We start from the raw sequence: 21880 nt of genomic DNA on the forward strand, positions 1-21880 counted from the left end.
CGCGTGGCACCTGCCCCCTCCTCTACAGGAGCGGCAGGATCGTCGGCATCAGGTCCTGGAAGGTACGGCCGTTGGCGGGGGCACCCAGAGCGGTCATCTTCCAGCCGCCGCCGGCCCGGTGCACCTTCGCCATGATCTGAGCGGTGTAGGCGCCGCCGCCCGCCAGGGTGTAACGGGCGAGCTCCTGTCCGTTGGTCTCGTCGACCAGGCGGCAGAACGCGTCCTGCACCTCCTGGAAGGTCTGGCCCGTGAAGGAGTTCACGGTGAAGACGATCTGGTCGATGGTGGCGGGAACGCTCTGGAGGTTGACAAGGATGGCCTCATCGTCGCCCCGGCCCACGCCGCCCACGAGGTTGTCACCGGTGTGACGCACGGAGCCGTCGTCGCTGACCAGGTGCCGGAAGAACACGACGTCGACGGGCTCCTTGTCGGCGAACAGCACGGCGGAGGCGTCCAGGTCGATCTCCCGCGTCCGCGAACCGAACAGGCCGCGGCGGGGTGCCGCCTGCCACCCGAGCCCCATCCGGACCGCCGTCAGGGTGCCCCCGTCCTGCTTCTCCAGGCTGATGGCCTGACCCTTGGTCATGTTGACGGTCACGGCGACTTCCCCTTTCGCATGTCCCCTGTCGCCGCGGAGCCCGCGGCTCATCAGGAAACCCTACGCAGGGGCACCGACGGAGCCGAGCCCCGGCCCGTGCTTTGTGTCGGTGTTGCAACACTTCGCGCACCGACTGGGTCCGGCACCGGATGCGGAGGTCAGGCCAGCCCCGCCTCCCTCATCTGGCGCAGCTCCTTCTTCATCTCGGAGACCTCGTCGCGCAGCCGGGCGGCGATCTCGAACTGGAGGTCCGCCGCGGCGGCGCGCATGCGCTCCGTCATCTCCTCGATCTGCTCCGCGAGTTCGGCTGCGGGCCGGTCGGTCGGCACCGCGTCCTTCGCCTTGGCCCTGCCCTTGGCGGGCTTGGCGGCCTTCGTGCCCTTGGCCGCCTTCTCGGAGAGGGCCGGAACGGGGGCCTTGGCGCCCCGGCCGTCCTTCGTCTTGCGGTAGCCGGAACCGAGCAGCTGCTCGGTGTCGACCTCCTCGCGAGCGATCCGCGCGACGATGTCATTGATCTTCTTGCGGAGCGGCTGCGGGTCGATGCCGTTGGCCTTGTTGTAGGCGACCTGCTTCTCGCGTCGGCGGTTGGTCTCGTCGATGGCCTTCTCCATCGCCGGCGTGATCTTGTCGGCGTACATATGGACCTGACCGGAGACGTTGCGCGCCGCGCGGCCGATGGTCTGGATCAGCGACGTGCCGGAGCGCAGGAAGCCCTCCTTGTCGGCGTCGAGGATCGCCACCAGGGACACCTCGGGCAGGTCGAGGCCCTCGCGGAGGAGGTTGATGCCGACCAGGACATCGAACTCGCCGGCGCGCAGCTCGCGCAGCAGCTCGACGCGGCGCAGGGTGTCGACGTCGCTGTGCAGATAGCGCACCTGGATGCCGAGCTCCACGAAGTAGTCCGTGAGGTCCTCGGCCATCTTCTTGGTGAGCGTGGTGACCAGGACCCGCTCGTCCTTCTCGGTGCGCTGGCGGATCTCGTGCACCAGGTCGTCGATCTGCCCCTCGGTGGGCTTGACGACGACCTCCGGGTCGACGAGGCCGGTGGGGCGGATGATCTGCTCGACGACGCCATCGCCGCGCGAGAGCTCGTACTTGCCCGGGGTCGCCGACAGGTAGACGGTCTGGCCGGTCCGCTCCTGGAACTCCTCCCACTTCAGGGGGCGGTTGTCCAGGGCCGAGGGAAGGCGGAAGCCGTGGTCGACGAGGGTGCGCTTGCGGGAGGCGTCGCCCTCGTACATGGCGCCGATCTGCGGCACGGTGACATGCGACTCGTCGATGACGAGCAGGAAGTCGTCCGGGAAGTAGTCGAGCAGGGTGTTGGGCGCGGAGCCGGGCGAGCGGCCGTCGAAGTGCATCGAGTAGTTCTCGACGCCGGAACAGCTGCCGATCTGGCGCAGCATCTCGATGTCGTACGTCGTACGCATCCGCAGACGCTGGGCCTCCAGGAGCTTGCCCTGCTTCTCCAGCTCGGTCAGGCGCTCGACCAGCTCCTTCTCGATGTCGTTGATGGCCCGCTCCAAGCGCTCGGGTCCGGCGACATAGTGGGAGGCCGGGAAGACATACAGCTGCTGATCGTCGCTGATGATCTCACCCGTGAGCGGGTGGAGGGTGGACAACGCCTCGATCTCGTCGCCGAACATCTCGATGCGGACGGCGAGCTCCTCGTACACCGGGAAGATCTCGATGGTGTCGCCGCGGACGCGGAAGGTGCCGCGCGTGAACGCCATGTCGTTGCGCGTGTACTGGATGTCCACGAAACGGCGCAGCAGCTCGTCGCGGTCGATCTCGTCGCCCACCTTCAGGGGCACCATGCGGTCCACGTACTCCTGCGGAGTACCGAGGCCGTAGATGCAGGAGACCGAGGCGACCACGACGACGTCGCGGCGGGTGAGCAGCGAGTTGGTTGCCGAGTGGCGCAAGCGCTCGACCTCCTCGTTGATCGAGGAGTCCTTCTCGATATAGGTGTCCGACTGCGGGACGTACGCCTCGGGCTGGTAGTAGTCGTAGTACGAGACGAAGTATTCGACCGCGTTGTTCGGGAGGAGCTCACGGAACTCGTTGGCCAGCTGGGCGGCGAGCGTCTTGTTCGGCGCCATCACGAGGGTGGGGCGCTGGAGCTTCTCGATCATCCACGCCGTGGTGGCGGACTTGCCGGTGCCGGTCGCGCCCAGCAGGACGACGTCCTTCTCACCGGCCTCGATGCGCCGGGCCAGCTCGGCGATGGCCGCCGGCTGGTCACCGCTGGGCTGGTACGGGCTGACGACCTCGAAGGGCGCCACCGTGCGTTCGATCTGGGAAACGGGCCGCATGGGATCCACCGTACGACCCCGCACTGACAACGGGTCCGGATCACCAGTTCTGCGGGGTGCGGGAGCTGCGGTACTCCCGCTGCCTGGCCAGCTGCCCGGCGCGGAGGTACATGCTCCGGCTCCGGTGCGGGGCGACGGCACCGGCCGGGACCCCGGGCTTGCGTTCGACACGGCTCCAGTCGGGCTTGCCCATGACCATCAGCGGGTCGAACATCACGACGACGCCTGCGAGCAGGAGGAAGGCGAAGGGGCCGATCAGCATGGGCGCGAGCAACGCGGCGGGCGAGTCGCCGACGGTGGACGACGTGGCGGCGTGCAGAGCGTGAAGATCGCGCAGTTGGACACTGAGGGCGGCCATGCCGGTGTAGTGCATGCCACTGACGGCCAGCCCCATGACGAGGCTCGCCCCCACGCTCCCCAGGACCCCGCGGACATGCCCGGCGGCCCACAGGGCGGCGGTGGCGGCCACGACCCCTATCAGGACCGACACGGCGACGGTGAACGTGTTGTAGACGAACTTGCCGTCGACGTGCACGCCCGCCATGCCGAGGTAATGCATGGACGCGATGCCCAGCCCGGTGATCGTTCCACCGGTGAAGAGCGCCGCCCCTTTGGCACCGCGATAACCGACGATGAAGATCCCGATGCTGACCATGACGATGGCGAGCCCGAGGCTCGCGTACATGATCGGCCTGTCGTAGTGGATCGGGGTCCCGGTGACGGTGAACCCCATCATGCCGACGAAATGCATGGTCCATATCCCGGAGCCGATCGCGGCCGAGCCCAGGGCGAGCCAGAGGGGGCGCCAGGCCTGCGTCACCAGCATCGATCTCGCGGTGCAGCGCAGGCCGAGGGCCCCGCCCAGGCAGGCCATCAGATAGGCCACCAGCGGGGTCACGACTCCATAGCTGAATCCGTCGACCGTGCCTTGCATGCGCGGCTGCCCTTCACCCTCTTGCGTCCCCGAATTACTGACACGCGGCCCCGCCCCGGAACCGCTCGGGCGGTCAGGGTTGACGCTGAGAGTATGACCCGCACCGGAATGGTCGAACGATTTTCCGGCAAAGAAACACGCACCTGCCCCAGTTGTGAGGCACCGGTGAGCGGTCTTGGGCAACTCCATGCCATCTGTGCCCCTCCTGCACCCTGTCTCGTTGCCCCTCTGCTGTCACTGTGGTTCTGTCCATATTCGTCAGCATTCGCTCGATGCGAGGAGCACGTATGTACGCGCGCGCAATTGCCGCCACGACCACCGCGCTTCTGGGGACGGCCACCCTGCTGACCCCAACCTCCGACGCGCGGGTCGGCGACGTCCGCGCGCGTCCCGCCGTCGTCGCCCACCGGGGCGCGTCCGCTTACGCCCCGGAGAACACCCTGCCCGCCGTCGACACGGCCGCCCGCCTGGGCTTCTCCTGGGTCGAGAACGACGTGCAGCGCACCAAGGACGGGGAGCTCGTCGTCATCCACGACGACAACCTCAAGCGCACCACGAACGCCGAGGAGGTCTTTCCCGGCCGGGCGCCCTGGAAGGTGAAGGACTTCACCGCCGCCGAGATCGCGCGTCTGGACGCGGGGAGCTGGTTCGGTCCCGCGTACGCGGGCACACGCGTGCCGACCCTGAAGCAGTACCTGCGCCGGCTCGACCTCAACCACGAGAAGTTGCTCCTCGAACTCAAGAACCCGGAGCTGTATCCGGGCATCGAGCAGCAGACCCTCAAGCTCCTGGGCAACGAGGGCTGGCTGGGCGGGCGATACTCCGGACGGCTGATCGTGCAGAGCTTCGACGCGGGCAGTCTGCGCACCGTGCACGATCTGAAGCCGGCCCTCACGACCGGCTTCCTCGGCACACCGGCCAAGGCCGAGCTGCCCGGCTACGCCCGCTTCGCCGACCTGGTCAACCCGTCGCACAGAAAGCTCACCAAGGGCTACGTCACCGCCGCGCACGCGCTCACGGGGCCGCACGGCAGACACCTGAGGGTGTTCACCTGGACCGTGAACGACGCGGACACCGCGCGGAGCGTGGCCCGGTACGACGTCGACGGCATCATCTCGAACAAGCCCGACCTGGTGCGGGCGGCACTGAACGGGCGCTGACCCCCGCGCGGGCAGCCGATCGCCGGGTCCGTTCCGGGCCGTTGGCGCTGTCCCCGGGCCGGGGTTCGCGGGGCGCTGTCAGTGGCGGGTCGTACCGTGGGCGCATGGACAGCCATGGAGAGTACGAGCAGCAGGTCGTGTGGGCCGTCATGGACACCGGCATCGGTCCGCTGCTGCTGGCGGCAACCCGGGACGGCCTGGTCAGCGTCGCGTTCCACGCCGACGACGCGGTACGCGACGAGGCGCTCGCGCAGTTGGCGGCCCGGCTGGGCGCCGAGCCCGTCGAGGCGCCCGGCTCTCCGCTGCTGGCCGAGGCGATACGGCAGGTCGAGGAGTACTTCGCGGGCCGGCGGAAGGACTTCTCGGTGCCGCTGGACTGGACGCTGATCTCCGGCTTCAACCGGCAGGTGCTGCGCGAGCTGGCGACCGGCGTCCCTTACGGCGCGGTCGTCGGGTACGGGGAACTGGCGAAGCGGGTCGGCCAGCCCGGCGCGGCGCAGGCGGTGGGTGCCGCGATGGGCGCCAACCCGCTGCCGGTCGTCGTGCCCTGTCACCGGGTCGTGGAGAGCGACGGCGGGATCGGCGGCTTCGCCGGCGGTCTGGAGACCAAGCGGAGGCTGCTCGCACTGGAGGGCGTGCTGCCCGAGCCCCTGTTCTGACCTGGCCCGACCGCTACGCGTCGTGCCGGGCCGCGAAGGCGCAGCCCCGGGCGCCGTACGAGACCATGATCGAGGTCGGACACGGGCACGTCGAGCGCAGGCGTTTATCCGGGCCGTCGTCACGCCAGAGATGAGGGAGGACCGACTGACGGGAGGCGGACACGTGGGGCTGGTGGTGTCGGAGGAGGTCCGGGAGGCGATCGACGCAGGCCGTCCCGTGGTGGCCCTGGAGTCCACGATCATCGCGCACGGGCTGCCACGCCCGCGCAATCTGCGGGTGGCGCGCGAGCTGGAGGACGCGGTACAGCAGGAGGGTGCCGTACCCGCGACGATCGCGGTGCTGGACGGACGCCCCCACGTCGGCCTGGACAAGGAGCAGTTGGAGCGGGTCGCGAACGAGGAGGGGATCCGCAAGCTCGGCCAGCGGGATCTGCCGCTCGCCATGGCCGCGGGGGCGAGCGGGGCGACCACGGTGTCGGGGACGGCACTGCTGGCGGCTCTGGCGGGTATCCGGGTGTTCGCGACGGGCGGCCTCGGCGGCGTGCACCGGCAGTGGACGGTGACGCAGGACGAGTCCGCTGACCTGGGGCTGCTGGCGCGTACGCGGATCACGGTGGTGTGCGCGGGCGTGAAGTCGATCCTGGACGTCCCGGCGACGCTGCAACGTCTGGAGACGCTGGGTGTGGCCGTCGCCGGATACCGCACGGACCGCTTCCCCGGCTTCTACCTGTCCGACTCCGGGCACCCCGTGGACTGGACCCTGGAGAGCCCGGAGCAGGTGGCGGCGGTCATGCGGGCGCAGGACACGCTCCGCAGGCCGGAGTCGGCGCTGATCGTCGCCAACCCTGTCCCCGAAGCTCAGCAGCTCGACCCCGCGCTCCACGCGCGCGTGCTGACCGAGGCGCTGCACGCGTGCGAGGAGCAGGGTGTCACCGGTCAGGCGGTCACCCCGTTCCTCCTCGACTACCTGGTCCGGCACACGGACGGGGCTTCCCTGGAAGCCAACCTGGCGGCGGTGCGCGGCAATGTGCGGCTGGCCGCGCGGATCGCGGCGGCGTGGGCTCGAGGGTGAGGGCGGAAGGAGGTGCGAGCCGCGGCGGTCTCCTGGTCGTGGGGGATGTCATCACCGACGTCGTGGCCCGGCACCGGGGCCCGCTCTCGGCCGGAACCGACACGGCGGCCTCGATCCTGGCGCTGCCCGGGGGCGCGGGCGCCAACGTGGCCTGCTGGGCGGCCCACTCGGGCTGTGCGGACGTACGCCTGTTGGGGCGATTGGGCGCGGACGCGGCGGCGTGGCACGAGCGGGAGCTGATCGCGGCCGGGGTGCGGCCGCAGCTCGTGGTCGACCCCACGGCCACGACGGGGACGGTGATCTGTCTGGTCGACACGGCGGCCGCCGCCGAGCGCACCTTCCTCACGGACAGCGGCGCTTCACTGCGGCTCGATCCCGCCGACTGGTCGGATGCGCTGCTCGACGGGGTCGCCCGGCTCCACCTGTCCGGCTATCTGCTGTTCTCGAAACCGAGCCGGGCCGTTGCCGCGGCAGCGCTCGGGGCGGCCCGCGCGCGTGGTGTGCCGGTGAGTCTGGATCCGGCCTCGGCGGGCTTCCTGCGCGAGCTGGGCGTGGACCGCTTTTTGGCGCTCGTCGACGGTCTGGACGTACTGCTGCCCAGTCTCGACGAGGCGTGCCTGCTGACCGGGCTGCCCGATCCGGTGGACGCGGCGGCCAAGCTGAGCCGTCACGTCCCGCTGGTGGTGGCCAAGTTGGGCGCCGACGGCGCTCTGGTCGCACGGTCGGGCGCCGTGATCGCCCGCGTTCCCGCCGCACCGGCCGCGCCCCGTGACACCACGGGTGCCGGTGACGCCTTCACCGGCGCGTTCCTCGCCGCGCTGATGGCGGGCGCGAGTGCCGAGGAGGCGGCGTCATCGGGTTGCCGGGCGGGAGCGCTGGCGGTGGGGAGGACGGGCGGGCGCCCACCCGCCCGCAGGCCCGCCTCTCCGCCGCCCCTGCCATGAGCCGGGGGACGGCAAGCTACGGCGCGAAGCCGGCCCGGACTAGGCCTTGCGACCCCACGCCGAGATCATCGGCGCCGTGGCCAGGTCCATGCTGCCGGAAGCGACGTTGGCCAGGTGCTCCTCGATGTCCTGGTCGGTGGCCAGGCCCGCGGTGACGAGCTGATCGCGGATCTGCCGCACGGTGGCGGTCTCCAGGGCGGCGCAGGCCGGCGAGGTCACCGGGAAGTACGCGTCGGCCTCCACGCGGCGCAGTCCGGCCTCGCGCAGCAGGCGCGGCAGCCTGCGGCCGTAGGACAGGTCGGCTCCGCGGTCGGCGAGCAGCTCGCGGAAGCCGTTCCGCAGCCGGTTCGCGAGCTGCTGCTGGGGACCGCTCTCATCGGGGCAGATCAGGGGCTGAAGAGCAGGGTCGGCGTCCTCGATCAGCAGCCGTCCGCCCGGCCGCAGGGCCTTGATCATCGACGCCAACGCCCTTTCCCTGTCCGGTACATGGACAAGGACGAGCCGGGCGTGCACCAGGTCGAAGCCCTCCGCGGGCGGTTCGTCGGTGCCCACGTCGTGGACGCGCACCTGGACCGGCGGGCGGGCGGCCGCGGCGAGAATCGAGGTGTCGATGTCGGTCGCGACCACCTTTCCGGTGGGCCCGACCTTCTTGGCCAGCCAGGACACGACCGAGGTGCCGCCGGCGCCGACCTCCCAGCAGCGCCAGCCGGGGCCGACGCCGAGCTGTTCGAGGTGCCGGAACGTGGTCGGGTCGAAGAGGGTGGCGAAGGCATCGAAGCGTTGCCGCGCCTCGGCCTGCCGGTTGTCGAGGAGATAGCCGTCGGTTCGCGTCATGCCGCGATCATCCCAGTTGCCTCGCATGTCCGGGACGGCCGACGCTCCGAGGCGCCGGGCCTGACCGTCCGCGGCTGTGAAAGGGTGGACCACCAGCGGAAACGAGTCGCGATCAAAGCCGGGGAACGGGCCTGTTCCACAGCCGGCGCTGAGCCTTGTCCACAGCCGGGAACAAAGCGGAATTCCCTGTTCCCACAGGCTTTCCCACGATGTACTCGGGACTGGCAGACTTTTCCGCCAAGGCGCGACCACACGGCGCGAGGAGATCCACGCAAGGAGATCCAGATGTCCATGGCAGGAAACCTGCGGAAGGTCCGAGGGCTGGGCCGGGTCGGCGGTCTGCGCAGGGTGGCGCGGCTGGCCAGGCGGCAGCCGCGGGTCGACCTGAGTCATCCCGCGCGGTCACCGCTGGGATCCTCCGTGGTCAACTGCGTGACCTACCGGGGCGGTGCCCGGGTCGCCGGGAGCGATGATCTGGTGGACGCCGTGCGGCGGGTGCGCGAGAGCGGCGACGGGTTCGTGTGGCTGGGACTGCACGAACCGACGGACCGTGAGTTCGCTGGCATCGCCGAGCTGTTCGACCTGCATCCGCTCGCGGTCGAAGACGCGGTCGAGGCGCATCAGCGCCCCAAGATGGAGCGGTACGGCGACACGCTGTTCGCGGTGTTCAAGACGGTCTGCTACGTCGAACACGAGCAGCTGACAGCGACCAGCGAGGTGGTGGACACCGGAGAGATCATGGTGTTCGTCGGCCATGACTTCGTGATCACCGTTCGGCACGGGCGGCACGGCTCACTGGGGCCGCTGCGCGAGGAGTTGGAGTCGGACCCGAAACAGCTGACCAAGGGACCAGCGGCCGTGCTGCACGCGATAGCGGACCATGTGGTCGACGACTATCTGAACGTCACGGACTCGGTCCAGGCCGACATCGACCAGGTCGAGACGGACGTGTTCGCGGAGAACGGCGCACGGGTCGATCCCGGGCGTATCTACCAGCTGAAGCGTGAACTCCTGGAGCTGAAGCGGGCGGTGGCGCCCCTGGCCCGCCCTGTCGAGGATCTCGCCACACGGCCGATACGGGTGATCGACCCGGAGATACAGGCCTACTTCAGGGACGTCCTCGACCACCTGTTGCGGGCCAAGGACCAGATCGCCTCCTTCGACGAGCTGCTCAACTCGATCCTGCAGGCCCACCTCGCGCAGGTGACGGTCGCGCAGAACGAGGACATGCGGAAGATCACGGCCTGGGCCGCGGTGATCGCCGTGCCGACCATGGTGTGCGGGGTCTACGGCATGAACTTCGATCACATGCCCGAACTGCACTGGCGGTACGGCTACGCGCTGGTCATAGGCCTCATATCCGTGGCGTGTCTGGTGCTGCACCGAGGTTTCCGGCGCAACGGCTGGCTGTGACCCACGCGGAGATGGGCGGAGTGGTGAACGCCGGCGTCAGTGGCCGGACGGCATGGTCCTGGCGTAGACGCTCTCGGTGAAGGCGGCGATCTCATCCTCGCCCAGGTGCTCGACAAGGTCGGATTCGCTGATCATGCCGACCAGGCGCTTGTTCTCGATGACGGGGAGCCGGCGGATCTGGTGCTCCCGCATCTCGTGCAGGACGTCGCCGATGTCGGCACTCGACTCGATCCACCGGGGCGTGCCCTTCGCCATCTCGCCGGCGGTGACCTTGGACGGGTCGTGCCCCATCGCCACGCAGCCGACGACTATGTCGCGGTCGGTGAGAATGCCGCAGAGCCGCTCGTTCTCGTCGCTGATGGGCAGCGCCCCCACGCCCAGTTCGCGCATCAGCTGGGCAGCACGGTCGAGGGTCTCGTGGGCGGGGATCCACTGAGCGCCGCGGTGCATGATCTCTCCAGCGGTGGTCATGGTGTACCTCCCGGTACCGGACGGGCCGGTGCGGCGCGGGACGCACCGCTGGGTCCCGGCGCCCTCAATTCTCCCGCGCACGGGCCGGTACCCGCACCCTCAGGGCCAACGGCTACGTGAGCGGGAGGCCGGTTTCCGCGAGTCGATGGGGATCGGCGGGTGTGCCGGATCAGCCGTTCCACGCCGGGTGGCGGGGGTCGTCGGCGCGTACCAGGACGTCGGCCGAGGACGCGGGGTCGGTCTCCTCGATGTAGCGCTCGAAGGCTGGGAGAGTCCACTGGTCGTCCTCCGGCGTACGGCGCCGCAGGGCGCCCGGGGAGAGCTGGACGTGGACGGTCATGTCGAAGGGGAACCAATGCCGAAGGAGGAGAGGACCGTGAAGCAACAGGACTCCACCAGGCGGGAGTTGGACGTACGAGCTGCGCGTGGCGCGGTCGGTGGCGGGGTCCCACAGGTCAGGGAGGACGCGGCCGTCTCCGCCAGGGTCGAGAGGACCGAACACCTCGCGCCACAGGGCTGCCGTGTCGAACCAGCCTTCGTAGTACGACTCCGTGTCGCGGCGGCCATACTCCAGCCGGAGGGAGGCCGGACGCAGAAAGTCCTCGGTCCCCACCAGCAGCGAGGGGCGGCCACGCACCCTCAACGCCTCCGCGACCCGCTCGGCCAGGTCCCCCGGCCGAGCCGCCGGCGCACCGTCGAAAGCGACGCGCGGCCAGGAGCCACCGTCGGCGGACTCCAGCATGAGCAGCCGCTCGGCCAGCTGCTCGCCGAGCCGGTCCCAGGTGATCGCTTCGAGTCGCACGGGTCCCATGATGCCGCGCGATGTGCGGGGAGCCCCGACCCAGGGCTCCGTGCTGGATGCCCGGCCACCCGGCCGGAGAGACCCAGCAGAGAATCCTCGGCCGGACAGGGAAAGGACCACGTATGGCGCCCCTCGTGACTCCCTCGTCCGGAAGCGGCCTGGTCGTGATCCAGCCGCTGCGGCGGAAGCACTGTGCCGCGTGCCGGCGCGGGCCGTTGTCGCTGCTCGTGGTCGAGGACGGTACGCCGCGTTGCCTCGACTGCGCCGACCTCGGGCATCTGGTGTTCCTGCCGAGCGGTGACACCGCGCTCACGCGCCGGTCGCGGGAGGAGAGCGCGTTGTCGGCGGTGGTGGTGCGGCTCAACCGGCGCAGGAACCGGTACGAGCGCCAAGGGGTGCTCGTCGAGGAGGAGGCGCTGGCGCGGGCCGAGGAGCGGTGCCTGGCCGACTCGGAGGCCAGGAGCAGACGCCGGGCACGGGACACGCAGCGCCGGGCGGTGGAGGACGTGCGGTTCCCGGAGGCGTTCACCGCGGAGATCCGGCGGCTGTTTCCCGGGTGTCCGGCCGAGCGGGCCCAGGGGATCGCGGCGCACGCGTCGCTGCGGGGCAGCGGCCGGGTCGGGCGTAGTGCGGCGGGGCGGGCCTTGTCCGAGGAGGCCGTGAGATCGGCGGTCGCGGCGTCAGTACGGCACGTGGACACGCCGTACGACCAGTTGCTGATGAGCGGCGTGCCTCGGAAAGAGGCGCGGCGGCGAACGGCGGGAAAGGTGGAGACGGTGCTGGCGGAGTGGGGGGTGTCGGATGAGGGTGTGGACTGAGACAGGGGTGGGGCGCGTTCTGCGGAGGTTGCTGGGCTCGCCGCTGTGGGGATGGCTCGGCTCTCCTCTGCGCGGCGGGAGCGGGGGACGTATCGTGGCCGGAAGGGCGCCGACCGGTGATGTACGGGTCGTGGTACGCGGACGCAAGGAAGACGGCCATGGCCGATCCCAAGGGTTTCATGACCACGCCGCGCGAGGAGTGGCCGCGTCGGCCTGTCACGGAGCGGGCCCGGGACTGGGACGAGGTGTACGTCCCTGGAGCGCTGCTGCCGATCATCAGCAAGCAGGCCGACCGCTGCATGGACTGCGGGATCCCGTTCTGCCACGACGCCTGCCCGCTGGGCAATCTGATCCCCGACTGGAACGACTTGGTCTCGCGCGAGGACTGGCGTGCGGCGAGCGAGCGGTTGCACGCCACGAACAACTTCCCCGAGTTCACGGGGCGGTTGTGTCCGGCGCCGTGCGAGGCGGGGTGTGTGCTCGCGATCAACCAGCCGGCCGTCACCATCAAGAACGTCGAGTGCGCGATCGCGGACCGGGCCTGGGTGGAGGGCTTCACACCGCCGCGGCCGCCGGACCGGCTGTCCGGCCGGACGGTCGCGGTGATCGGTTCGGGGCCGACGGGGCTCGCCGCGGCGCAGCAGCTCACCCGGGCCGGCCACACCGTCGCCGTGTACGAGCGGGACGACCGGATCGGCGGGCTGATGAGGTACGGCATCCCCGCGTTCAAGATGGAGAAGCACCATCTGGAGCGGCGGCTGGAGCAGATGCGCGCCGAGGGGACCAGGTTCCGTACGTCGACGGTGGTCGGACGGGACGTAGGGGCGGCCGAGCTGCGGGCGCGCTACGACGCCGTGGTGATCGCGACCGGGGCGACGGCGTGGCGGGAACTTCCGGTGCCTGGTCGGAAGTTGCAGGGGATACACCAGGCGATGGCGTATCTGCCGCTGGCCAACCGGGTGTGCGAGGGGGATCTGGAGGCCTCTCCCCTGTCGGCCGCTGGGAAGCACGTCGTGATCGTGGGAGGGGGCGACACCGGGGCGGACTGTCTCGGTACGGCGGTGCGGGAGGGCGCGGCGTCGGTGACCCAGCTGGACATCTACGCCCAGCCGGGGGCCGACCGGGACGAGGACCGCGATCCCTGGCCGACGTACCCCAAGCTCTACCGGCTGTCGCCCGCGCACGAGGAGGCGCGCGACCTGGAGACGGCGCCGGCGGCGGACGCGGACGCGCGGCTCTTCGCGGCGTCGACGCTCCGCTTCGCCGGGGACACGAACGGGCACGTGCGGTCGCTGCATCTGACCGAGGTGGACGCGGAGCGGCGGCCGCTGCCGGGTACGGAGCAGGTCCTCCCGGCCGATCTGGTGCTGCTCGCTCTCGGCTTCTCCGGTCCCGACCGGAAGGACGGGCTCATCGACCAGCTGGAGCTCGCCCTGGAGCCCCGGGGCACGATCGCCCGGGACGCGGACTTCGCGACCAATGTTCCCGGGGTGTTCGCCGCAGGGGACGCCGCGCGTGGGCAGTCGCTGATCGTGTGGGCGATCGCGGAGGGGCGGGCGGTGGCGGCGGCCGTCGACCGCTATCTGACGGGGAGTTCACAACTGCCGGCGCCGATATCGCCGTACGACCGGCCCATGGCAGTCTGACGCGGGGGCGTCGGCCGCACCGAGAGTCCGGGGTTACGGGCCGGAGGTCAGGGTTTGCGGCCCACCGTGCCGTAGCCCGGGACGGTTCCGTCGTTCTGGCCGGGGACCGGCTCGCCCAGTTGGGGGTTTCACTGGTGCACCCCGAGGACGGCGCGTTGGACGACGTGGGGGTCCGTGGCGATCTCCCGGGCGATCTGATGGAGGTTCGGCTCGGTGGGGATGCCCGTGCCGATGTCGGGGAACTGCCGTGTCCCGTTCCGGGGCAGCCGGCGCGTGGCGCGGTGCTTGAACGCGCGGTTGACGCGGGTCATGACCGGAACCCTCGGTTCGAGGGCGAGTATCAGCCGGCCCATCTCCTGGTCGGCCGGGTAGTTGTCCTGTTCGGGAGGGATGCGGTCGGCTGGTGTCGATCTCGGTCAATTCGGTGGTCGAGAGCAGCGGGCTGTTCAGGACAGCAGGAAGTCCGCCGCCCCGGCCTTGGCGCCCTCGATGAAGGCCGTCATCTCGGCAGAGGTGTAGATCAGCGCCGGTCCGTCCGGGTCGGTGGACTGGCGGACGGCTATTCGGCCGTCGTCCAGCTTCATCGCTTCCAGGCAGTTGCCCCCGTTGCCGCCGCTCCAGGGCTTGTGCCACCCCTCGCTGCCCAACTCCCGTGCGGGCATGCCGTTGTAGACGCGCTCCGCGCAGACCACGGGCCCGGGCTGGGACATGATGCGATCCATTCACAACTCCTTGCGGAGATCCAGGAGGATCTCCTTCGTGCGATGTGCTGCGGCGGCCTGGGCCGCCATGCGGTCCATGACCTCGAGGTAGCTCGCCACCTCGGCGGGCGTGTCCAGGTAGACGGCGCCGGTCAGGTACTCGCTGTAGACCATGTCGGGAAGCTCCGGCACGGCGAATCGGAACAGGACGAACGGGCCGTACGTGCCGGGGTGCGGCCCACTCGCGAAGGGGGTGATCTGGAGGGTCACGTTGGGCAGCCGTTCGACGTCGAGCAGCTTGTCGATCTGCCCGCGCATGACCTCCGGTGGGCCGACCGGCCGGCGCAGGGCGGTCTCGTCCATCACCGCCCAGAACCGGGGGGCGTCGGAGCGGGTGAGCAAGCCCTGGCGCTGCATGCGCAGTGCGACGTGCCGCTCGATGTCGTCGGGACGGGTCTGGCCGATGGCACCCGATCTCAGCACACCCCGCGCGTAGTCCTCGGTCTGGAGGAGTCCGGGCACGAAGTGCGGCTCGTACGAGCGGATGAGCGCGGCGGCGCCCTCCAGGCTGACGTGCATCGAGAACCAGCCCGGCAGGATGGCGTGGAATCGCTGCCACCAGCCCGGCTTGTTGGCCTCCTCGGCCAGCCGTACGAAGTCGTCGGTTTCGTCGTCGCGGACGCCGTACGCCTTCAGCAGGAGCTGGACGTACGGGATCTTGAGGGATACCTCGGCGGTCTCCATGCGGCGGATGGTGGCCGGGGCGACGTGGAGGACGCGGGCGGCCTCCTCGCGCTTGAGGCCGGCGCGTTCCCGCAGGTCCAACAGGCGTCGGCCGAGGACGACCTGGCCCACGGTCGGTGCGGACCGCGGCTCGCTCACGCTCCCACCTCCACGCATGCGTCCCGGACAGTCCTACGGCGCCATGCGAAGGCTCACTCGGTGAACGGTCCCCCGGTCATGTTCCGCGGCCATGCTCAAGGGCCGCGTTCCATGACCTGTTCTTTGACCGCGTTCGTGGCCGTGCTTCGTGGCCGGAAACCGCGTTCCGTGATGCGACCGATCGCCGATGACCCCAACTGGCGCCGTGGGACCTGCTGTTGCGAGCAGTGTGCCACGGCTCTTCATCTCGTCATACAACACTCTGCATTTTTCAGAGTGATGCTTGCCATGTGTTCCTGGCAGGGTGATAGTGGCAAGCGTGATTCCGTCCGCGCCCTTAGCAACAGTCACCGCCGCCGACCGTTCCGGTCCCGGCGCAGTTACGGGAGTCGTCCCCGGTGGGGTGGCTGTCGAGCGCAGGTTCCGGTTCGAGTTGGCCGCGCATCCGGCTTCTCCCGCCCAGGCGAGGCGGCTGACACGGGCCAGACTCGCCGGCTGGTCGGTGAGCGCGGAGACCCGCGACTCGGCCGCCCTGGTCGTGTCCGAGCTCGTCACCAACGCGATCGTGCACACGACGAGCTGCCGTCTCGTCTGCGAGCTGCGCCGTCACGAGGACTCGGTGCGGATCTCCGTGTGCGACGAGGGGTGCGCGCCGGGCGAACCCCACCCGTCCCCGCAACAGCCCGAGGAGGAGCACGGGAGGGGATTGCTCCTCGTCGAAGCCCTCTGCGAGGCCTGGGGTGCCCAGGAGCACGGCCCGGGGCTGCTGGTGTGGGCCGAGTTGCGCAACGACCTGGGCTGGGGCGCACGCCCCAAGCCGGGCCCGTCCCAGGGTTCCAGCGACCAGGAGCGTACGCAGCCGGACCACCGACTCACGGAACCCGACCACGGATTCGCGGCACTGGAACACCGACCTGCGGCCCCGGAGCACGGACTCGCGAACCTGAACCACCGCCTCCCGGCCCCGGAGCACGGCCTCACAGAGTCGGACCACGGACTCGCAGGGTCGGAACCGGACCACCTGTTCGCGGAACCGCACCACCGCACCGAGCCGGAATGGCCGTGAGCCGCGGCCAGGGCTCGGGACAGGCACGCGCACTGGACACGCTGGTGCGCATGTCGCGCGCGCGGCACGCTACCGCGGTCGCTCCGGCCGCGGCAGCCACGACGGTGCGCGTGCCGCTGCCCGACGGCATGACGGCACCGCTGGGCTGCGACGCCGTCGCCGTGCCGATCCGTATCGCACGGCTCGTCGCGCCCCGGCTCCCCCGCGTGGGATGCGTGTACGCCGACGGGACGCACTGGTGGTGGATCCTGCCGTCCGACTCGGACTACGCCCTGCGGTGGCCCGCCCCCTCGCACTACGCGTCCGGCGCGCTCCTGCCCGCGGGCGCGCGCCTCATCCACCGACCGGAGGGCACGCTTCCGTACACCCCGCCGATACCCCTCTACCTCGCGCTGTGCCGGATCACCGGAGCACCCCCGAACTGGGCCGGCCAGCGCAGCACCCCGAACGGGGTGTGAGCCGGAGCCCTTCCGGGGCCGTCAGTAGTCGTACTCGTCGTGATAGCGCACGCGGTCGCTGCCCTCCGGGGTGCGGCCCAGCGCCGTCAGGTCGAGCAGGCTGGTGGTGGAGCCGAGTCCGTCGAGCCCGTCCTCGTACGTCGAGTAGGTGTGGAAGACCCGGTCGTGTTCCCGCAGGAAGCAACTGAGGCCGGGCCGTTCGACCAGCTCGCCGTCCTGCTGCTCCAGGGTCACCTCGAAGTCGCGGTTGAAGGTGCTGTCGTACGACGAGACCCAGGGCAGCGTCCATCCCATCCGCGCCTTGAACGGCAGGATCTTCGTGAACGGCGCCCGGGACACGGCCGCGAACGACGTCGCGCGCGCCCTGAGATGCGCCAGATTCCCGATCTGGTCGAGGAAGGCCGAGCAGTGGGGGCAGCCCGCCTCCCACTCCGGCGCGAACATGAAGTGGTAGACGACGAGTTGGGGCCGCCCCTCGAAGAGGTCCAGCAGGGTCGCCTTCCCGTCGCCGCCCTCGAAGACGTACTCCGTGTCGACCTCGACCATGGGAAGGCGGCGGCGTTCCGCGTTGAGCGCCTCACGCGCACGCCGCGCCGCCTCCTCCTTGGCGCGCAACTCGGCCCGCGCCGCGTGCGCTTGCTCGGGCGAAACGATCTCCGGTAGCGGCATCGGCCCCTCCTGTACGACGGTCACGACAATCACGACGGTGCGTTCTCGGTGGTGACCGTCGGGCGGAGCGGAACTCATCGCTGGGGCGCGAGATTTTTTCGCGGTGCCGGATCGTTCAGCGTACGGACGCGTCAGTACGTCACCGGAAGCGCGCGAAGGCCCCGCGCGCGCAGGGAGGGACGCCAACGCAACTCGCCGTCCGCGAGCGCCAGGTCGGGGAACCGTTCCAGGAGGGCCGCGAGCGCGATCTCGGTCTCGGCGCGGGCCAGCGGCGCGCCCAGGCAGTAGTGGATGCCGTGTCCGAGGGCGAGGTGTCCAGAGGTGTCGCGGCCGAGGTCGAGTCGGTCGGGGTCGGGGAAGCGGGCGGGGTCGCGGTTGGCGGCGGACAGGGACACCCAGGCGGTCTCGCCCGCGGGGACGGTGACCTCGCCGATCGTCACGTCCTCTACCGGGAAGCGCCTGATCGCCAGCAGAGCGGGACCCTCGTAGCGGACGAACTCCTCGACCGCGGAAGGGATGCGACCGGGGGCAGCAGCAACGCGCGGTCGTGCATCACCACGAGTCCGTGGACGATCGTGGTGCGGACATCGAAGGAACGCGCGCTGTGCACGAGCGTGGCGGCGAGGTCGTGGATCGGCTGGGTGTGCGGGCCGGTGAGGTCGACGAGGATGATGTCGGCTCGGCGTTCGGGCGCGAGCGTGCCGACGCTGTCGCCGGGGCCGACCGCGCGGGCGCGCTCTGGAGAGTCGCGTGGTGCAGGGCCTGGCGCGACGTCAGCCAACGCGGGTCGCCTTCCGCCGACTTCTGGTCGAGGGAGGTCAGCGCCATCGACTCCCACACGTCGAGCGAGTTGTTAGAGGCGGCGCCGTCCGTGGTCCGGGCGCAGTTGTGCGAGGGCGTCGTCGATCCCGCGCAGTCCGGCCCTCTCCAGCAGCCGCTTCTCGTTCGTCACCCACGCGCCGCGGAACGCCAGCACCGCGTGGGCGGTCTGGGTGGCTGCGGTGACGATGGCGCCGGCGACCTCGGTGAGGCGGGCGTACGGGGCGTGGTTGGCCTTCGTAGTCGAGGGTGGCGCGGGCGGTGCCGTGCCAGCGTGCCGGGGCCGTACGCCGCAGCGCTTCCGGGTACTCGGTCGGGCGTGGCAGCTCGCATCGCAGGACCTGGTTGAGCGCCAGCTCGGCGACGATCAAATAACTGGACCTGCCACGGGCGGGCCGCCGGTCGTAGAGGGAATGGGCCGGTGCGCGGCGCGGGCCGCGCGGACCAGAAGCACGAGGGCGAGCGGTTGGTCGTCGATCGCCGCGGCCAGCGACTCGTCCCGCCTCTTCCTCGAGTCGCTGCGCGCCGAGGAGAAATGGGATGCGCCGGTGGTCGGCGGTGCGGATGATCGGGAGTTGCCCGGTCACTCACCGCAGGAGGCACTGCCCATGATCCACCGCGCCATCGCTCCCGTCCTGTTCCCGCCGCCCACCTACTCCCATGCCTCCGTCGTCGAGGCGGGTACGAAGCTCGCGTTCCTCGCCGGGGCCGTGCCGCTCGACGAGCGGGGTGAGGTGGTCGGAGCGGGGGATCCGGTGCGGCAGGCCGAGCAGGTGATCGCGAACCTGAGTGAGCAGCTCAGGGTCGTGGGCAGCGACCTGCCGCATGTGGTGGCGACCGAGGTGTACGTCGTGAGCAGTGAGCCCGCGGTGCTCTCGGACGTGTGGAAGGTGGTCGAGGCTTCCGGGCTGAGCGCCGGGCCCCACTCGTCGACGCTGCTCGGGGTGGCCTGCCTCGGGTACACGGGGCAGTTGGTGGAGATCACGGCCACGGCGGTGGTGCCGGAGGAGGGCGCGCGCCCGTGAGCAACGACGCGGCGATCGTCCTGCGCCGGGCGGCCGCTGCCGACGCGGCCGCCGTCGCCGATGTCTGGCTGCGCTCCTTCGCCGCCGCGCTGCCGACGGTCGTACGGCCGCGGTCGGACGACGAGGTACGCGACTACATCCGGGACGTGGTGCTGCCGTTCCGGGACACCTGGGTCGCCGAGTCGGCCGGCGGGGGCGGTGTCGTCGGGATGATGGTGCTCGACGACAGTCTGCTCTCCCAGCTCTACCTCGCCCCGGAGTGGCGGGGGCGGGGCATCGGCGACCGGTTCGTCGCCCTCGCCAAGGAGCGCAGTCCGGCGGGCCTCGCTCTGTGGACCTTCCAGGTCAACAAGCCCGCCCACCGCTTCTACGAACGGCACGGCTTCGTCGCCGCGGAGTTCACGAACGGCAGCGGCAACGAGGAGCGGGAGCCGGACGTGCGGTACGTGTGGCAGCCGTAGGGCGATCCCGGTCGGCCTCCGTCGTTGCGGCGATGCCGCTCACGTGGCGAGTCCCGCCGCATCCGCCGCCGTACGCAGTACCTCCCGCAGCATCTCGGGGGTGAGGCGGCCGGTGAAGGTGTTGCGCTGGCTGACGTGGAAGCAGCCGAAGAGGTCCAGGCCGTCGAGCGGCACACGGGTGCCGTGGGCGAAGGCGGGCCGGGGGCGGGGTACGGTCCAGCCCGCTTCGGCCAGCGCGGGCAGCGCCGCCTGCCAGCCGAAGGCGCCGAGCACGACCACGGACCGCAGCGTCGGCCGCAGCAGCCGCAGCTCCTCGACCAGCCAAGGGCGGCAGTTGTCGCGCTCCTCGGGCGTCGGTTTGTTGGCGGGCGGAGCGCAGTGCACCGGCGAGGTGACCCGTACCCCGTACAGTTCCAGCCCGTCGTCGGCGCTGACGGCGGTGGGCTGTGAGGCGAGCCCGACATCGTACAGCGCCTGGTACAGCACGTCGCCCGAACGATCACCGGTGAACATGCGCCCAGTGCGGTTGCCGCCGTGCGCGGCCGGGGCGAGCCCGATGATCAGCATGCGGGCGTCGGGCGGCCCGAAGCCGGGTACCGGCCGCCCCCAGTAGTCCCAGTCGGCGAAGGCGGCCCGCTTGGTCCGGGCCACTTCCTCCCGCCAGCCGACCAGCCGCGGACAGGCCCGACAGCCGGCGATGCGCCGGTCGAGGCCTGCGAGAGGGCTGTTTTCCATGCGTCCACGGTAGGTCAGGGGGCGGGGTGGGTGGCCGATGCTGAGGAACGGCTCCCCCGTCCCATGGAGCTAAGGTCAGAACATGGCCCCCGACGATCTGCACTCCGGAAAGAGCAGCCGGACCGGCGCGACCGACACCGCCACGGACGCACCCACCGGCTCAGACCCGACCGGAACCGTCCTGGGCGACGGCACCCAGACTGCCGAGGACCCCACGACCGCAGCCGCCGTGGCTGCCGCTCAGGCCGCCAGTGTGGCGCCCGGCGAGACCGTGCGCGTCGACAGCTGGATCTGGGCGGTGCGGCTGGTCAAGACCCGTTCTCTGGGCGCCGCCGCCTGCCGGGGCGGGCACGTCCATGTGAACGGCGACCGCGTGAAGCCCGCGCACTCGTTGAGCGTCGGTGACGAGGTGCGGCTGCGGCACGAGGGCCGGGAGCGAGTCGTCGTGGTCAAGCGCCTGATCCGCAAGCGGGTCGGTGCCCCCGTCGCCGTCCAGTGCTACCTCGACAACTCCCCGCCGCCCCCGCCCCGCGAGGCCGTGGCCCCCGCCGGTCTCCGCGACCGCGGCACCGGCCGCCCCACCAAGCGGGACCGGCGCGAGCTGGAGCGCCTGCGAGGACTCGGCGGCGCCGGCGATCGCCCCGAAGGGCGCTGACCCTCGACGGGCGCCTACCCCCGGCCCCCCTCAGCCCCTCAGCCCTCCCCCCTCCGAACCGCCCGCACCCACACCCGATCCGGCGTCAGGTACTCGTCCACCTCCAGTCCCGCCTCCCTCAGAGCCTCCTCGAACTGTTCCCGGGTGAGGGGCCTGGCCAGGAATGTCTGGGTCCAGGTCGTGTCCGGGAACAGGTACTCCGCCCTTACCGAGTTCACGCCGTCCCCGACCGGGTCGGCCGACACCATGCGCACGGTGAAGCCGTTGGGGTCGACGCGTTCTCTCGGCAGGTCGGTGTGGTAGTCCTCGCCCTCCCGCTGGATCAGCACGTAGCCGCCGTCGGCCACGTGGCGGGCGCACGTGCGCAGCATGCCTCGCCGCACGTCGGCGTCGCCGGCGTGGACCAGGAACGACGCGAGCATCACTACGTCGAAGCTCTCGCCCAGGTCGAGTTCCTCGATGGGGCTGCATATCGTGCGTGCTCCGCGGACGCGTTCCAGCATCTCGGCGGATTCATCCACCGCCGTGACCGTGAAGCCCCGTTCCAGCAGGGGGTGTGTCACGCGTCCGACGCCGCTGCCCAGTTCCAGGATGCGGGCCGCCGGCCGGTACGGCCGCGGCGATGATGTCCGGCTCGTCGCCCACCGGCAGGCGCGCGTAGAGCTCGACCGCGCAGCCGTCCGGGGTGATCGCACCGGGTCCTGTCCCCTCGTACCCCTCACGCATTTCTGCCGTCATGCCCGGAC

At 70.8% G+C, this 21880-nt stretch carries 22 protein-coding genes and 5 pseudogenes; 12 read left to right on the top strand and 15 right to left on the bottom strand.

The features are described from left to right. Positions 1 to 22: 22 nt before the first annotated feature. From QFZ74_RS07475 to QFZ74_RS07485, 3 genes are all read right to left on the bottom strand, one after another. Entirely contained in the window at positions 23 to 598 is a 576-nt protein-coding gene (locus tag QFZ74_RS07475; protein ID WP_307620001.1) for a TerD family protein, read from the bottom strand. 158 nt (positions 599 to 756) lie between these two features. After that, positions 757 to 2910, bottom strand: a complete 2154-nt coding sequence (gene uvrB, locus QFZ74_RS07480; protein WP_307620002.1) for an excinuclease ABC subunit UvrB — start codon at positions 2908 to 2910, stop codon at positions 757 to 759. Positions 2911 to 2950: 40 nt separating this feature from the next. Further along, the gene (locus tag QFZ74_RS07485; RefSeq protein WP_307620003.1) at positions 2951 to 3844 is read right to left on the bottom strand and encodes an MHYT domain-containing protein; all 894 of its coding nucleotides are present in this window, start codon (positions 3842 to 3844) and stop codon (positions 2951 to 2953) included. A 287-nt stretch (positions 3845 to 4131) separates the two neighbouring features. Between QFZ74_RS07485 and QFZ74_RS07490 the strand changes: the two genes are divergently transcribed. The 4 genes from QFZ74_RS07490 to QFZ74_RS07505 all read left to right on the top strand — a co-directional run bounded on the left by QFZ74_RS07490 (position 4132) and on the right by QFZ74_RS07505 (position 7679). Beyond that, positions 4132 to 5004 carry a glycerophosphodiester phosphodiesterase family protein gene (locus tag QFZ74_RS07490; RefSeq protein ID WP_307620004.1) on the top strand — a complete coding sequence of 291 codons (873 nt, stop codon included), beginning with the start codon at positions 4132 to 4134 and terminating at the stop codon, positions 5002 to 5004. Between the two features lie 104 nt (positions 5005 to 5108). After that, positions 5109 to 5663 carry a methylated-DNA--[protein]-cysteine S-methyltransferase gene (locus tag QFZ74_RS07495; protein WP_307620005.1) on the top strand — a complete coding sequence of 185 codons (555 nt, stop codon included), beginning with the start codon at positions 5109 to 5111 and terminating at the stop codon, positions 5661 to 5663. Between the two features lie 163 nt (positions 5664 to 5826). Further along, positions 5827 to 6735, top strand: a complete 909-nt coding sequence (locus tag QFZ74_RS07500) for a pseudouridine-5'-phosphate glycosidase (RefSeq protein ID WP_307620006.1) — start codon at positions 5827 to 5829, stop codon at positions 6733 to 6735. Continuing rightward, entirely contained in the window at positions 6720 to 7679 is a 960-nt protein-coding gene (locus QFZ74_RS07505) for a carbohydrate kinase family protein (RefSeq protein WP_373462354.1), read from the top strand. Before QFZ74_RS07500 ends, QFZ74_RS07505 begins: the two co-directional genes overlap by 16 nt. A 39-nt stretch (positions 7680 to 7718) precedes the next feature. Here QFZ74_RS07505 and QFZ74_RS07510 read toward each other — a convergent pair whose 3' ends face one another. Further along, positions 7719 to 8513 carry a methyltransferase domain-containing protein gene (locus tag QFZ74_RS07510; RefSeq protein WP_307620008.1) on the bottom strand — a complete coding sequence of 265 codons (795 nt, stop codon included), beginning with the start codon at positions 8511 to 8513 and terminating at the stop codon, positions 7719 to 7721. A 285-nt stretch (positions 8514 to 8798) separates the two neighbouring features. On the opposite strand from QFZ74_RS07510, the gene QFZ74_RS07515 reads away from it, so the two are divergent. Then, complete coding sequence (locus QFZ74_RS07515) at positions 8799 to 9926, top strand: magnesium and cobalt transport protein CorA (protein WP_307620009.1); 1128 nt, start codon at positions 8799 to 8801, stop codon at positions 9924 to 9926. A gap of 36 nt (positions 9927 to 9962) precedes the next feature. Here the strand turns inward: QFZ74_RS07515 and QFZ74_RS07520 are convergent, their stop codons facing one another. Continuing rightward, positions 9963 to 10397 carry a CBS domain-containing protein gene (locus tag QFZ74_RS07520; RefSeq protein WP_307620010.1) on the bottom strand — a complete coding sequence of 145 codons (435 nt, stop codon included), beginning with the start codon at positions 10395 to 10397 and terminating at the stop codon, positions 9963 to 9965. Between the two features lie 169 nt (positions 10398 to 10566). Next, positions 10567 to 11199 carry a uridine kinase gene (locus QFZ74_RS07525; RefSeq protein ID WP_307620011.1) on the bottom strand — a complete coding sequence of 211 codons (633 nt, stop codon included), beginning with the start codon at positions 11197 to 11199 and terminating at the stop codon, positions 10567 to 10569. A gap of 122 nt (positions 11200 to 11321) precedes the next feature. On the opposite strand from QFZ74_RS07525, the gene QFZ74_RS07530 reads away from it, so the two are divergent. Continuing rightward, complete coding sequence (locus QFZ74_RS07530) at positions 11322 to 12017, top strand: DUF2293 domain-containing protein (protein ID WP_307620012.1); 696 nt, start codon at positions 11322 to 11324, stop codon at positions 12015 to 12017. 158 nt (positions 12018 to 12175) lie between these two features. After that, positions 12176 to 13663, top strand: coding sequence for a glutamate synthase subunit beta (locus tag QFZ74_RS07535; RefSeq protein WP_307620013.1), 1488 nt, complete (start codon positions 12176 to 12178; stop codon positions 13661 to 13663). Between the two features lie 158 nt (positions 13664 to 13821). Here QFZ74_RS07535 and QFZ74_RS07540 read toward each other — a convergent pair. The 3 genes and pseudogenes from QFZ74_RS07540 to QFZ74_RS07550 all read right to left on the bottom strand — a co-directional run. After that, positions 13822 to 14101, bottom strand: a pseudogene (locus QFZ74_RS07540) (SAM-dependent methyltransferase); the annotation flags it as partial. Positions 14102 to 14109: 8 nt separating this feature from the next. Continuing rightward, complete coding sequence (locus tag QFZ74_RS07545) at positions 14110 to 14385, bottom strand: DUF397 domain-containing protein (RefSeq protein ID WP_307620014.1); 276 nt, start codon at positions 14383 to 14385, stop codon at positions 14110 to 14112. Then, complete coding sequence (locus QFZ74_RS07550) at positions 14386 to 15246, bottom strand: helix-turn-helix transcriptional regulator (protein WP_307620015.1); 861 nt, start codon at positions 15244 to 15246, stop codon at positions 14386 to 14388. A 403-nt stretch (positions 15247 to 15649) separates the two neighbouring features. On the opposite strand from QFZ74_RS07550, the gene QFZ74_RS07555 reads away from it, so the two are divergent. Together QFZ74_RS07555 and QFZ74_RS07560 are read left to right on the top strand one after the other, a co-directional pair. Next, complete coding sequence (locus QFZ74_RS07555) at positions 15650 to 16312, top strand: ATP-binding protein (RefSeq protein ID WP_373462355.1); 663 nt, start codon at positions 15650 to 15652, stop codon at positions 16310 to 16312. Next, positions 16303 to 16770: a hypothetical protein gene (locus tag QFZ74_RS07560; RefSeq protein WP_307620017.1), complete on the top strand. Its 468-nt coding sequence runs from the start codon at positions 16303 to 16305 to the stop codon at positions 16768 to 16770. The genes QFZ74_RS07555 and QFZ74_RS07560 overlap by 10 nt, the downstream gene beginning before the upstream one ends. A 21-nt stretch (positions 16771 to 16791) precedes the next feature. Here QFZ74_RS07560 and QFZ74_RS07565 read toward each other — a convergent pair whose 3' ends face one another. The 4 genes and pseudogenes from QFZ74_RS07565 to QFZ74_RS07580 form a co-directional block, all read right to left on the bottom strand. Further along, a complete protein-coding gene (locus QFZ74_RS07565) occupies positions 16792 to 17439 on the bottom strand; it encodes a DUF899 domain-containing protein (protein WP_307620018.1) in 648 nt (215 codons plus the stop codon). Between the two features lie 131 nt (positions 17440 to 17570). Further along, a pseudogene (locus QFZ74_RS07570) lies at positions 17571 to 17966 on the bottom strand (cytochrome P450); the annotation flags it as partial. Further along, positions 17885 to 18312, bottom strand: a pseudogene (locus QFZ74_RS07575) (amidohydrolase family protein); the annotation flags it as partial. The pseudogenes QFZ74_RS07570 and QFZ74_RS07575, both read right to left, overlap by 82 nt. Continuing rightward, positions 18293 to 18644: pseudogene (locus QFZ74_RS07580) on the bottom strand (nucleotidyltransferase domain-containing protein); the annotation flags it as partial. The pseudogenes QFZ74_RS07580 and QFZ74_RS07575, both read right to left, overlap by 20 nt. 222 nt (positions 18645 to 18866) lie before the next feature. Between QFZ74_RS07580 and QFZ74_RS07585 the strand changes: the two are divergent. Both QFZ74_RS07585 and QFZ74_RS07590 read left to right on the top strand, forming a co-directional pair. Continuing rightward, positions 18867 to 19283, top strand: a complete 417-nt coding sequence (locus QFZ74_RS07585) for a RidA family protein (RefSeq protein ID WP_307620019.1) — start codon at positions 18867 to 18869, stop codon at positions 19281 to 19283. Continuing rightward, positions 19280 to 19744: a GNAT family N-acetyltransferase gene (locus QFZ74_RS07590; RefSeq protein ID WP_307620020.1), complete on the top strand. Its 465-nt coding sequence runs from the start codon at positions 19280 to 19282 to the stop codon at positions 19742 to 19744. The genes QFZ74_RS07585 and QFZ74_RS07590 overlap by 4 nt, the downstream gene beginning before the upstream one ends. A gap of 39 nt (positions 19745 to 19783) precedes the next feature. Here the strand turns inward: QFZ74_RS07590 and QFZ74_RS07595 are convergent, their stop codons facing one another. Next, entirely contained in the window at positions 19784 to 20479 is a 696-nt protein-coding gene (locus QFZ74_RS07595) for a uracil-DNA glycosylase (protein WP_307620021.1), read from the bottom strand. Between the two features lie 82 nt (positions 20480 to 20561). Here QFZ74_RS07595 and QFZ74_RS07600 point away from each other — a divergent pair, with 82 nt between their 5' ends. Beyond that, the gene (locus QFZ74_RS07600) at positions 20562 to 21134 is read left to right on the top strand and encodes an RNA-binding S4 domain-containing protein (protein ID WP_307620022.1); all 573 of its coding nucleotides are present in this window, start codon (positions 20562 to 20564) and stop codon (positions 21132 to 21134) included. A 38-nt stretch (positions 21135 to 21172) separates the two neighbouring features. On the opposite strand, the pseudogene QFZ74_RS07605 reads toward QFZ74_RS07600, so the two are convergent. Continuing rightward, positions 21173 to 21860 (bottom strand): annotated as a pseudogene (locus tag QFZ74_RS07605) (class I SAM-dependent methyltransferase). Positions 21861 to 21880 lie beyond the last annotated feature (20 nt).

It is taken from the genome of Streptomyces sp. V3I7 (genome assembly GCF_030817495.1).
Lineage (GTDB): Bacteria > Actinomycetota > Actinomycetes > Streptomycetales > Streptomycetaceae > Streptomyces.